Genomic DNA, 11,883 nt, shown 5'->3' with positions numbered 1-11,883 from the left:
GCTCGGCCCCCCGACCCGGCGGCTCGGCCCCCCGACCCGGCGGCTCGGCCCCCCGACCCGGCGGCCCGATCCCCGACCCCGCGGCTCGGCCCCCGACTCCGCGGCTCGGCCCCTCCCCGGCCCCAACCTGCGCGGCCCCGCCGCCCCGCCGACCGCTCGCAACTCGCTTGCCGCTCGGAATCTTGGACAGTTACGGTGCGCACCGCACGGTAACTGTCCAAGATCAGCTGGGTGCGCCTCCAGCACGGCCCGGAGTCGCATCGCATCGCGGGGAGGGGACGGGGAGGCATGGGGGACGCGATTCGCCGCCGCGACGGGCAGGTGCTCGTCTTCGACGCCGACGACACGCTCTGGGAGAACAACGTCCTGTTCGAACGGGTGATCGACGACTTCCTGGAGTGGCTGGACCATCCGACCCTCGACCGGGCCGAGACCCGGGCCATCCTGGACGACATCGAGCGGGCCAACGCGGTGGCGCACGGCTACGGCAGCAAGGTGTTCCTGCGCAGCCTGGGGGAGTGCCTGGAGCGACTGCGGCAGCGGCCCGCGACCGAGGCGGAGCGGCGCGAGATCGAGGGGCTGGCGGCGGCCCTGGTCGCGCACCAGGTGGAGTTGATGCCCGGGGTGGCCGAGGCGCTGGACGTCCTGGCCGTCCGGCACCACCTGCTGCTGCTGACCAAGGGCGAACGCGAGGAGCAGCAGCGCAAGCTCGACGCCTGCGGTCTGTTGCACCACTTCCGGGCCGCGCACATCGTGCCGGAGAAGGACGTCGACACCTACCGGTGGCTGGTCCGGGAACACGGCGTCGACCCCGCTGTCACGTGGATGATCGGCAACTCCCCGAAGTCCGACATCCTGCCCGCCCGCGCCGCCGGGCTGAACGCCGTGTTCATCCCGAACGACAACACCTGGGTGCTGGAGCACGACGAGCTGGACCCGGCCGACCCGGGCGTGCTGCGGCTGTCCGCGTTCCCCGATCTGCTGCGCCACTTCTGAGCCGCAGCCGGGCCGCCGGGGAGCCACAGCCGGGCTGCCGGGAAGCGGCGGCGGCGCACCGGACACAATGGTCGCCTCGACGGGAAACAGCGTTGGCCCCGAGGGGTGTGTTACGTCGACATGCCGCTTTTCCGCCTTGACATCAATCACGCCGCCTCGGCCCCGGCTCGTCCTTGTCCGGGCCCCGGCGGCACGCCTAGCCTGATTCGGCGCTCACGGCCCTTCGGGGTGGGCCGGGAGCGTGCCGAAGTCCGGTTGCCGGGCACACGGAGCTGAGTGCAGGCGGCAGGCTCGCCGCGTCGAGCCCGGCGTGGGCGGCGTGCCACGCCCACGTGCTCACGCGGTGCGTCCGTTACGACGCCGGACGGCTGGGGGCAGGACCGGGGAGTTGCGGCCCCGGTCCTGACACCCTCGGCGGATCGCCTCTCCGTCGCGTCGCCTGACGGCGGAAGACCCGCCGTCGCAGAGCGCCGCCCGACGACGGAAAATCCCCCCGTCGCAGAGCGCCACCGTGGGCATCACCATTCGATTCGGTGACCGGTGCGTCGGCGGGCCGGCGGGTGGGCCCACTGGTCGCCTGACTGCGCCGGCGGATCACCGTCGCGGGCCGCTGCGGCCGAGCCCTGCGGAGGGCGGCAGGGCACGGGCTACTCCCGCCGGCTCGGCCCGGGACGTGGCGGCCCGGCCGGTAACGAGCGTTGCCGGGCACGTCACGGGGCGTCGACGACCTCGCGTCCGAGGGGCCAGATCGCGGCGGGAACGAGCTTGAAGTTGGCGATTCCGAACGGAATGCCGATGACCGTGAGGCACAGCGCGACACCGGCCAGGACGTGGGACAGGGCCAGCCACCAGCCCGCGAGCACCACCCAGAGGACGTTGGCCAGCCCGGAGGCGATCCCGGCGCCGGGCTTGGGCACGACGGTGCGCCCGAACGGCCACAGCGAGTAGACCGCGAGCCGGAGCGACGCGACGCCGAACGGGATCGTGACCACCAGGACGAAGCAGATCAGCGCGGCGATGCCGTAGCCGGCGGCGAGGACGATGCCGCCGCCGAAGACGAGCCACAGCACGTTGAGCACAAATCGGATCATGTCTTCGAGCATGACCGACCGGTACCACCCGGTGCCGGCCGTCCGGCCCGTCGGGCGCCCTGCAGCGTGGGACCGCCCGCCACCGGACCCGGGGCGGGCGGGAGCGGCGGGAGCGGCGGGAGTACGTCTCAGGAGACCTCGCCGCGCACGATCGCCACCGCCACCCGGCAGAACTCGTCCATGTCGGGATTGAATCCGGCGGCGATGTCCGGGTGCAGCCCTGAGCGCGTCTCGTCGAGCAGCCGCTGGCAGACCTGCTCCACCGGCTCACCGGCGTAGCTGGCGCTGATCCGTTCCGTGGCGGCCTGCAACGCCGAGGTCAGCTGGTCCTCCAGCGGGCCCTGCAGCTTCTGCTGCACGGGATCGAGCCCGCGAGGGTCCAGCGTGACATGTGGCTCCGACATCGGCGCTCCCTTCGTCGGCGTCCGCGGTACCCCACCGCGGCCATCGGTCAAACCACGTGCGGTACGGCGGCCACCCGCACCCGGTACGAGAAGTTCTCGGCCGGCTCCTGCGCGTACGACAGCCGGCGGATCTGCCGGTCGTCGTCGTAGAGGGCGACGTCCACCAGGACGCCGAGGTGGGCCAGGCCGATGCTGGCCACCCGCTTCTTGTCCTGGAGCACCCCACACACCCCGCCCAGCAGGGCGCTGGCGTCGGAGGTGCGGTGCCCGGGCGGGCAGCGCAGCACGAGGTCCACCTCGATCGGCCCCGACAGCGGCGTCCAGCCGGTGCGCTGGGCCGCTTCGCAGGCCGCCTCGAGCAGGGCGCGGACCCTCGTCGCCTGCCGGTGCCCGGCGGCGAAGACGGACAGCGCCTCGGTCCTGACCGGTGGCAGGCCACTCACCTCGAACGTCAGGGCGAGAGCGCGCGTGTCCTGCACGACGGCACCTCCTCGTTGGCAACGATCCTGCCCAACGCAGCCGGCGGCGGCGGAGGATCCCGCGAGAACCCACCGATCGGGGCGGACCGACCGGCCCGGGGCGCCCGACGCCGATCATGAGGTTGGTCGCGACGAAACGGACGAATCGCCACGCCAACGTCATGATCAACGAGGCAGGGGAGGGGTGGGGGGATCTTGTTACGGTGTGGTCGTGGCGGATGGAGCGGCTGGTTGGGGGAGGAAGGTCCTGCTCTGGGCCGGGCTTCCCTTCCTCGCCCTTCTCGGGCTGGCCCTCGGTGTACCCGACGTCGCCCCGGCCTGGCAGGCGAAGTCCGGTGGCGGCACGGCGGGCACGTTCACCGCACTGCACGAGAAGTGCAGCCGCTACTGCGTCTGGTACGGCGACTTCGTCCCGGACGAGGGCGGGACGCCGCGTCACGACGTCATCGTCTACGACGGGCCGGACCGGCTGACCCAGGGGACCACCGTGGCGGCCCGCGACACCGGCGCCCGCAGGGGCGTCTTCGCCGTCCAGGGCGGCGACACCTGGCTGCTCTTCTCCGGGCTGGCGGGGGCCGGCGCGCTCGCCGCGATCGGCTGGGTGGTGCTGCTGGTGCGCGCGATCACCAACCGGCGCCGCGTCGGGCCCTGACCGGGCCAGCCAGCCACGCCTCCCCGAGCGGGCAAGGCGCCTCGACCGGGGAGGCCCGAGCAGGCGACGCCGCAGGCCCCGGGAGGGCAAACGGCCGTAGGCCCGGGAAGGCGACGGCGCCGCAGGCCCGGGTAGGCGACGGCCGCAGGCCCGGGCGAGCGATTGCCGTAGGCCCGGGCAGCCGACTGCCGCAGGCCCCGGCAGGCGACGCCGCAGGTCAGTGGCGGGCGCGCTTGACCTCGTGGAAGGCGGGCATCCGGATCAGGGGTAGCAGCGAGTCCCAGATCGTCAGGGCGTCGTCGGTGCCGGGGACCTCGGTCAGGATCGGGCCGTGGATGCCCCGCTCGGCGCCCGGGACCATGAGCACAGGCGCGCCGATGTCCGGGCCGGCCGAGGCGTACGCCAGGGCGTGCGACTCGCGTACCGCCTCGTCCCAGCGGTCGTCGTCGAGTGCCGGCGCAGCCTCTCGCAGGCCCGCCGCCTCGACGGCCGCGTCCACGATCTTCGCCGACAGCGGGTTGCCCGCGTCGTGGCTGCGGGCGCCGACCTCGGCGTAGAACCGGGCGACGTCGTCGTGACGGCCCTCGGCGCGCAGCGCCTCCACCAGCCGCAGCGCCCGGCTGGAGGCGGTCATCGCGTCGGCGTACTCCGGCGGCACCCCGCCCGAGTTGAGGATGGCCAGGCTGAATGCCCGCCACTCGATGTGCAGGCCCCGGGCGTCGGCGACCGCGACGAGCCAGCGGGAGGTGCGCCAGGTCCACGGGCAGGCCGGGTCGAGGAAGAAGGTGGCGTCCATCGGCCGAGCCTACGGGCGACCGGGCCGGCCCGCACGGCGGTGATCCGCGCCACAGCCGGTGCCTCCGGCGCCGTCCCAGCAGCGTCAGGTTTCGCAACTTCGCAGGTCGGGCAGTGTTGGGGCCACGAAACGTCCGGGCGACGCAACCGCTGGTCAGACGGCCCGAACGGCTCGCCGTGCGCCGGGGCGCGGAGCCTCTCCCCGGCCTTGGCCGACACGAGGGGAGGGGTGATGAGCGACCCTGAAAAGGCCGGACGCCGACGGCGGCCACGCGTGCGCGCGGTGGCTGCCGCCGCGGCGTTGACGCTGGTGGCACCGATGGCGGCCGCCTGCGGTTCCGACGGGGACGGCGGCACACCCACGATCAACCTGTACTACCCGCCGGAGCAGAACCTGCAGAAGGTTGTTGACGACTGCAACGCGCAGGCCCAGGGGCGCTACAAGATCGCCTACCGGGTGCTGCCCCGGCAGGCCGACGACCAACGGGTGCAGATGGTCCGCCGGCTGGCGGCACAGGACAGCGGCATGGACGTCCTCGGCCTCGACGTGACCTGGACCCAGGAGTTCGCCAGCGCCGACTGGATCAGGGAGTGGACCGGGCAGGACCGGGCCGAGGTCGAGCAGGGCACCCTCGCCGGCCCGCTGGAGACGGCGCGCTACGAGGACAAGCTCTACGGCGCGCCGAAGAACACCAACGTCCAGCTGCTCTGGTACCGCAAGGACCTGGTGCCGCAGCCGCCGAAGACGTGGGACCAGATGATCTCCACCGCCCAGGAGCTGAAGCAGCAGGGCAAGCCGCACCAGGTGCTCACCATGGGCGCCCAGTACGAGGGCCTCGTCGTCCTCTACAACACCCTCGCCGAGAGCGCCGGCGGCAAGATCCTCAGCGACGACGGCAAGAAGGCGGTCATGGACGAGGGCACCGTGCGGGCACTGGAGCAGCTCCAGCGCTTCGCCACGTCGGGCGTGACGTCGCCATCGTTCAGCAACGCCACCGAGGACCCGGTCCGGCTGGAGTTCCAGTCCGGCGACGGCGCGTTCCAGGTCAACTGGCCGTTCGTCTACCCGGCGCTGCAGGAGGCCGACCCGGAGCTGGCGAAGCAGGTCGGTTGGGCCCGTGTCCCGGGCGTCGACGAGAACACCCCGAGCAAGGTCACCATCGGCGGGATCAACATGGCGGTCAGCGCCTACTCGAAGTACCCCGAGGAGTCCTTCGAGGCGGCCCGCTGCATCCGCAACGAGAAGAACCAGAAGTTCTCCGCGGTCAACGACGGCGTGCCGCCGACCATCGAGAAGGTCTACGCCGATCCGGAGATGGCCGAGGCGTACCCGATGCGGGACACCATCCTCGAAGAGCTCAAGGAGCCGGCGGTCCGGCCTTTGACCCCGGCGTACCAGAGCATTTCCACCGTCATGTCGGCGATCCTGTCGCCGCCGTCGGCGATCCGGCCCGAGCAGACCGCCGACGAGCTGCGCGACGCCATCGCCGACGCCCTCGAATCGAAGGGGGTCCTGCCGTGAGCCAGCGCACCCGGCGACTCGACGCCGACCGCCCGGAGGTGGCGGCATGAGCGTCAACGCCACGCCGGCCGGCGCCGACGTGGCCGCCGACGAGACGGCCGCCCGGCCCGGCCGGGACGCCAAGGTGCCGGCCCAGCGCGCCGGTCGGGGCCGCAAGGCCCCGCTGAGCGAGAACAAGAAGGCCGAGCGCCGGCTGGGCTGGCTGCTCTGCGCACCCGCCGCGCTGGTCATGGTGCTGGTGACCGCGTACCCGATCATCTACTCGGTCTGGCTGTCCCTCCAGCGCTACGACCTGCGTTTTCCCGCCGAGCGCCAGTTCGTCGGGCTGGAGAACTACGCCACCGTGCTGACCAACGAGTTCTGGTGGACGGCCTTCGGGGTCACCGCGTTGATCACGGTGGTCACCGTCGCCGTCGAGCTGGCGCTCGGCATGGGACTGGCGCTGATCATGCACCGTACGCTGGTCGGCCGGGGCATCGTGCGGACCGCCGCCCTGATCCCGTACGGCATCGTCACGGTCGTCGCGGCCTTCTCCTGGCGGTACGCGTGGACGCCGGGCACGGGCTACCTGGCCAACCTGTTCAGCGACGGCGCGCCCCTGACCGAGCGGGCCAGCTCGCTGGCGATCATCATGCTGGCCGAGATCTGGAAGACCACGCCGTTCATGGCGCTGCTGCTCATGGCCGGCCTCGCCCTGGTGCCGGAGGACCTGCTCAAGGCCGCCTCCACCGACGGCGCCACCTCCTGGCAGCGCTTCACCAAGGTGATGCTGCCGGTGATGAAGCCGGCGATCCTGGTCGCGCTGCTGTTCCGCACCCTCGACGCGTTCCGGGTGTTCGACAACATCTTCGTGCTGACCGCGGGCGGCAACGAGACCTCATCGGTGTCGATGCTCGCCTACAACAACCTGATCCGGGGCCTGAACCTCGGCATCGGGTCGACGATGTCGGTGCTGATCTTCCTCACCGTGGCGATCATCGCCTTCGTCTTCGTGAAGCTGTTCGGTACCGCTGCCCCCGGCAGCGACGACGGGGAGAGGCGTTGAGATGGCTGACACCACCACCCGGGCCAAGCTGCGCTGGGGCCTGCTGGACGCCATCGTGGTCGTCTTCGCGCTGGTGCCGGTGCTCTGGATCATGTCGTTGTCGTTCAAGACGCCGGCGACCCTGACCGACGGGAAGTTCATCCCGCAGGAGTGGACGCTCGACAACTACCGGACGATCTTCCAGACCGACCAGTTCGTCCGGGCCCTGGTCAACTCGATCGGCATCGCGCTGATCGCCACCGTGATCGCCGTGGTGCTGGGCGCCATGGCCGCGTACGCGATCTCCCGGCTGGACTTTCCCGGCAAGCGGCTGCTGGTCGGGGTCTCCCTGCTGATCGCGATGTTCCCGCAGGTGTCCCTGGTGTCGCCGCTGTTCGAGATCGAGCGGCAGCTCGGCCTCTTCGACACCTGGCCGGGCCTGATCCTGCCGTACATCACCTTCGCGCTGCCGCTGGCGATCTACACGCTGTCGGCGTTCTTCAAGCAGATCCCGTGGGACCTGGAGAAGGCGGCGAAGATGGACGGCGCGACGCAGGCCCAGGCGTTCCGGCGGGTCATCGCCCCGCTCGCCGCGCCGGGACTGTTCACCACGGCGATCCTGGTCTTCATCTTCTGCTGGAACGACTTCCTCTTCGCGATCACGCTGACCTCCACCGAGCGGGCGCGCACGGTGCCGGTGGCGCTGTCGTTCTTCACCGGCGAGTCGCAGTTCGAGGACCCCACCGGGGCGATCTGCGCCGCCGCCGTGGTGATCACCGTTCCGATCATCCTGTTCGTCCTCTTCTTCCAGCGCCGCATCGTCTCCGGCCTGACCTCCGGCGCAGTCAAGGGATAGGTGGTACTCATGGCTGACATCGTGCTCGACAAGGTGAGCAAGAAGTTCCCGGACGGGACCGTCGCGGTGGCCGACGTCGACCTGGAGATCGCCGACGGCGAGTTCGTCATCCTGGTCGGCCCGTCCGGCTGCGGGAAGTCCACCACCCTCAACATGATCGCGGGCCTGGAGGACATCAGCTCCGGCGAGCTGCGCATCGGCGGCCAGCGGGTCAACGACAAGGCGCCCCGGGACCGGGACATCGCGATGGTGTTCCAGTCCTACGCCCTCTACCCGAACATGACCGTGCGGGAGAACATGGCGTTCCCGCTGCGGTTGGCGAAGCTGGACAAGGAGACGATCAACCGGAAGGTCGAGGAGGCGGCGAAGGTCCTGGAGCTGTCCGCGCTGCTGGACCGCAAGCCGGCCAACCTCTCCGGCGGTCAGCGCCAGCGGGTCGCGATGGGCCGCGCGATCGTCCGGCAGCCCAAGGCGTTCCTGATGGACGAGCCGCTGTCCAACCTGGACGCCAAGCTGCGGGTGCAGATGCGCACCGTCGTGTCGCGCCTGCAGAAGAAGCTGGGCACCACCACCGTCTACGTGACCCACGACCAGACCGAGGCGATGACCCTCGGCGACCGCGTGGTGATCATGCGGGGCGGCGCCGTGCAGCAGGTCGGCCCGCCGCAGGAGCTGTACGACCACCCGCGCAACCTCTTCGTCGCCGGCTTCATCGGCTCGCCGTCGATGAACTTCCTGCACGCCGCGGTCGAGGACGGCAAGCTGCGTACGGCGCTGGGCGACGTGCCGATCGGCGAGCGGATCCGGCGCGAGCTGGAGGGGGCCGACGCCCCGCGCGAGCTGATCCTCGGTATCCGGCCGGAGCACTTCGAGGACGCCGCGCTGATCGACGACGACACCCGCCGCCGGGGCGCGGAGTTCGAGGCGCCGGTCGACATCGTCGAGTCCATGGGCTCCGACAAGTACGTCTACTTCAGCGTCGAGGGGGAGCGGGCCAGCGCCGCCGAACTGGAGGAGCTGGCGGCCGATGCGGGCGCCGACTTCAGTGGCGGTGGGGCCAGCCTGGTGACGCGGCTCTCCGCCGAGTCCCCGGTCGAGGAGGGACAGACCCGGCGCGTCTGGTTCAACCTGGAGAAGATCCACCTGTTCGACCCGTCCGACGGGCGCAACCTGACCCTGCACGAGGGACGGGCGGCGGGCGCGCTCGCCGACTGACGTACGCCGAGACGGGCGGGTGGGTCGAACCGACCCACCCGCCCGTCGCCGTGTCAGCGGTCAGCGACGTCGCCGACTGCGTTCCGGGATGTCCGCGTCCACCCGCTCCCGGCGGATCCGGTCGTCGATGGGCTGCTCCTCGACGACCTCGTCCTTGGCCAGGTGGACCCGCTCGACGGGCACCGTCTCCTTGCCGACCACCGGCCGCTCGGCCCGCAGGGTCATCTCCTGCTCGGCCTCGCCGATGTCGGCGCGCATGCCGCGTGCGTCGCGGGCGGCGATGGGCTCCCGCTCCACGTGCACCTCGTCGTGCTCGACCGGCACGGTGGTGTGCACGTCCTCGGTGACCACGTACTTGCGCAGCCGTGCCGTGCCGGCGGGCTGGCTCTCCGTGCCGACCCGCATCCGCTCCTCGGACCGGATCATGTCCTCGCCGGCGGCGGGCTTCCGTCCCCGGTCGGGGGCTTGCGGCGCCTGCGGCGTCAGGCGGTAGTGGCCGTAGAGCTGCTGGATCTGCGTCGTGTCCAGCGGCTGTTCGGTGCCGGCGTCCACGGCCGGGGCGTCCTTCACGGTCGACTTGTCGTAGTCGACGGTGAGTCCGCCGTCGGTGATCCGGGCCTTGTCCAGCGGGGCCATCGACTCCTTGCGGCCCATCAGGCCCGTCTGCACGCTGACCCACGTGGGCTCGCCGGCGGCGTCGGCCCAGATCTGGCCCACGCTTCCGATCTTCGAACCCGAGCGGTCCTTGACGTCCTGTCCGTACAGCGAGTTGGCCTGCTGTGCACTCAGCTTCATCGGTCGTCGACCTCCCTCTCGTGTCACGGGCCGGATACCCGGCCGGCCGGCACGGATTCGTCGACGGCCGGCCGGATAGGAGCAGCACCGGCCTTCGGGCGGGCGCGGCGGGCGAGGCGGTCCGCCGGGGCCAGTGGGGCCGATGGGATCCGTGGGATAGGTCGCGCCTTCGGCCTGGCGGTCAGTCGGGCCAGACGATCCGTAGCGGCAGGCCCAGGAAGTCGGCGTAACGGCCCAGCGCCACCGCCACCCGGGCCCGGGTCCCCTCCTCGAAGGGCACCAGCGGGAACACCGTGACCGTCACCCGGTTTCTGCCGACCGCGCGCTTCCACGTGCCCACGACCCGCCCGTCCCGGACGACCGTGGCCTGGAACACGCCGTTGCGCCCCGGCACGATCGCCTCGGCGTGGGCGGGGTCCAGCATCAGCGAGCGGTCCTTGAAGCCCAGCAGGTACTCGTCGAAGCCGGGCAGCACCAGCAGGTCGTCGACCGGCTCGCGGGGCGCGTCGAGCAGGGCCGCGTCGACGAGCGCCTCCTGCCCGTCGACCCGCACCACGGTCAGGGCGTCGCCGGCCGCCGCGAAGCCCCGGCGCGCGTCGGTGAGCGTCAGCCCCGTCCAGCCGGCGAACTCCCGGGCGGTGACGGGCCCGTGCCCCCGGACGTAGCGGTGGGCGAGCATCGCCAGGGCCTCGTCCCGCTCGGGCCGGCGAGCCTCGGGCGCCCACTCGGCGAGCAGGGCGAAGGTCTGCTCGGTGCCGACGTTGGGCGCGAGGCAGGTGACGCCGCGGACGCTGGCGTACCAGAGCAGGTGGTAGCCGCGCTGGTCGCCGGTGTCGATGCCGGCCGCCTCCAGCGTGGCCAGGCACCGCGCCCGGGTGAGCCGGCCGCCGCCGGCCAGCGCGGCGCCGAGCACGTCGAGCGCGCGGTCCGCGTCGGTCTCGGTGAGCCCGAGCTGCGCGCGGCGGGTGGCGGCGCCGGCCAGCGAGCGTACGCCGGTCAGCTCCAGCATCCAGCGGGCGTCGCGGGGCGGCACGAGGTGCACGGTGCCCCGCATCGGCCAGGTGCGCAGCGCCTCCCGGCGTTCCAGCGCGGCGTGCACGTCGGCGTGGCCGAGCGCGGGCAGCCGCACCCCGAGCGACCACATGCCGCTGGCCAGGTCCTGCGCCTGCATGGCCCCGAACCACCCCACCACGCCCTCGACCCCGCCCACCGCCGCCGTGGGATGCGGGCGGAGCAGCAGGCCGGTCATCCGCAGCGCGAGCGCCTCGCGCCCGGTCAGCTCCGCTGGCATGGGGGCTCCTCCGCTCGGGTGGGGCACCAGACTAGGGCCGACCTCCGACATCCGACGCATGACCGCCGTCGCGGCGGGAAAGCGGCCGGCCAGCAGGCGCGCCGTCCGCGCGCCCGGAGGGAGCGACATGACCGCGTCCAGCGAGCCGGCCCGGGGCGCCGGCACACCGACCCGCGCCGGCCGAGGCGGCCCGGCCGCCAAGACCAGCGCCGCCGCCTTCGCACTGGTCTTCGGGGTGGCCGCGCTGATCAGCGTGCTGACCGTGATCCTGTCCTGGATCGGCCTGCTGCTCGGCATCATCGGCGTGATCCTGGGCATCGTCGGGCTCAGGATGGCCGGTCGGCCCGGGGTGACCGGCCGGGGCGTGGCGATCGGCGGCCTGGTGCTCAGCGCCCTGGCGGTGCTGATCGGGCTGGCCTTCGCCGCCGGGATCACCACCGTCCTCAACAACGAGGACGCCGTGAACCGGATCCAACAGGAGGTCGACGACCTGCGCGACCGCCTCGACACCTGACCCGGCGGCCCCTGCCGCGGCAGGCCGGGGCGCGTCGGCTCCCCTGATCGCGCTTCGCCGGCGACGCTGCCGGCGCAGCGCGATCCCCCGTTCAGGGTGGCCGGTGCCGGGCGGTTGCCGGTCCGCCGGCGCCGTGGCACCAGCATTCCCGGCCGGCGGTCGGACCGGCACCGGAACGGATCGAAACTTGCGGACATCTTGAGCTACCGACGGCAGCGGGGCCGTCACAGTGGGCGGTGCATGACGGGC

General features: G+C 72.3%; 13 protein-coding genes. 7 read left to right on the top strand and 6 right to left on the bottom strand.

Annotated features, from left to right (window positions below; genetic code table 11):
• Window positions 1-288 precede the first annotated feature (288 nt).
• A complete protein-coding gene (locus ABZ573_RS15605) occupies window positions 289-996 on the top strand; it encodes an HAD family hydrolase (protein ID WP_151455251.1) in 708 nt (235 codons plus the stop codon).
• 710 nt (window positions 997-1,706) lie between these two features.
• On the opposite strand, the gene ABZ573_RS15600 is transcribed toward ABZ573_RS15605, so the two are convergent.
• The 3 genes from ABZ573_RS15600 to ABZ573_RS15590 form a co-directional block, all read right to left on the bottom strand.
• Window positions 1,707-2,087, bottom strand: coding sequence for a YccF domain-containing protein (locus tag ABZ573_RS15600; protein WP_101415103.1), 381 nt, complete (start codon window positions 2,085-2,087; stop codon window positions 1,707-1,709).
• A gap of 128 nt (window positions 2,088-2,215) precedes the next feature.
• Window positions 2,216-2,491: a hypothetical protein gene (locus ABZ573_RS15595; protein ID WP_121400795.1), complete on the bottom strand. Its 276-nt coding sequence runs from the start codon at window positions 2,489-2,491 to the stop codon at window positions 2,216-2,218.
• A gap of 47 nt (window positions 2,492-2,538) precedes the next feature.
• On the bottom strand, window positions 2,539-2,970 hold the full coding sequence (locus ABZ573_RS15590) for a hypothetical protein (RefSeq protein WP_151455252.1): 432 nt from the start codon (window positions 2,968-2,970) through the stop codon (window positions 2,539-2,541).
• Between the two features lie 211 nt (window positions 2,971-3,181).
• Between ABZ573_RS15590 and ABZ573_RS15585 the strand changes: the two genes are divergently transcribed.
• Entirely contained in the window at window positions 3,182-3,622 is a 441-nt protein-coding gene (locus ABZ573_RS15585) for a hypothetical protein (RefSeq protein ID WP_358118658.1), read from the top strand.
• Between the two features lie 217 nt (window positions 3,623-3,839).
• Here the strand turns inward: ABZ573_RS15585 and ABZ573_RS15580 are convergent, their stop codons facing one another.
• Window positions 3,840-4,418 carry a DsbA family protein gene (locus ABZ573_RS15580; protein ID WP_151455254.1) on the bottom strand — a complete coding sequence of 193 codons (579 nt, stop codon included), beginning with the start codon at window positions 4,416-4,418 and terminating at the stop codon, window positions 3,840-3,842.
• A gap of 231 nt (window positions 4,419-4,649) precedes the next feature.
• Between ABZ573_RS15580 and ABZ573_RS15575 the strand changes: the two genes are divergently transcribed.
• The 4 genes from ABZ573_RS15575 to ugpC are packed head-to-tail and all read left to right on the top strand — an operon-like array spanning window position 4,650 to window position 9,034.
• On the top strand, window positions 4,650-5,939 hold the full coding sequence (locus tag ABZ573_RS15575) for an ABC transporter substrate-binding protein (protein WP_358118655.1): 1,290 nt from the start codon (window positions 4,650-4,652) through the stop codon (window positions 5,937-5,939).
• Window positions 5,940-5,985: 46 nt separating this feature from the next.
• Entirely contained in the window at window positions 5,986-6,984 is a 999-nt protein-coding gene (locus ABZ573_RS15570; RefSeq protein WP_151455256.1) for a sugar ABC transporter permease, read from the top strand.
• A 1-nt stretch (window position 6,985) separates the two neighbouring features.
• Complete coding sequence (locus ABZ573_RS15565) at window positions 6,986-7,819, top strand: carbohydrate ABC transporter permease (protein ID WP_121400801.1); 834 nt, start codon at window positions 6,986-6,988, stop codon at window positions 7,817-7,819.
• Between the two features lie 9 nt (window positions 7,820-7,828).
• Window positions 7,829-9,034, top strand: a complete 1,206-nt coding sequence (ugpC, locus tag ABZ573_RS15560; protein WP_327028979.1) for a sn-glycerol-3-phosphate ABC transporter ATP-binding protein UgpC — start codon at window positions 7,829-7,831, stop codon at window positions 9,032-9,034.
• 60 nt (window positions 9,035-9,094) lie between these two features.
• Here the strand turns inward: ugpC and ABZ573_RS15555 are convergent, their stop codons facing one another.
• Window positions 9,095-9,829, bottom strand: coding sequence for a PRC and DUF2382 domain-containing protein (locus ABZ573_RS15555; RefSeq protein WP_151455258.1), 735 nt, complete (start codon window positions 9,827-9,829; stop codon window positions 9,095-9,097).
• 181 nt (window positions 9,830-10,010) lie between these two features.
• Window positions 10,011-11,120 carry a winged helix DNA-binding domain-containing protein gene (locus tag ABZ573_RS15550; RefSeq protein WP_327028978.1) on the bottom strand — a complete coding sequence of 370 codons (1,110 nt, stop codon included), beginning with the start codon at window positions 11,118-11,120 and terminating at the stop codon, window positions 10,011-10,013.
• 127 nt (window positions 11,121-11,247) lie between these two features.
• Between ABZ573_RS15550 and ABZ573_RS15545 the strand changes: the two genes are divergently transcribed.
• A complete protein-coding gene (locus ABZ573_RS15545) occupies window positions 11,248-11,634 on the top strand; it encodes a DUF4190 domain-containing protein (RefSeq protein WP_358118652.1) in 387 nt (128 codons plus the stop codon).
• Window positions 11,635-11,883: the final 249 nt, after the last annotated feature.

Origin of the sequence: Micromonospora sp. NPDC007220, assembly GCF_040634035.1 — a bacterium.
GTDB classification, from domain to species: Bacteria; Actinomycetota; Actinomycetes; order Mycobacteriales; family Micromonosporaceae; genus Micromonospora; species Micromonospora reichwaldensis.
The sequence above is the reverse complement of the archived record's forward strand: the minus strand, read 5'-3'. Positions and strand labels throughout refer to the sequence as shown.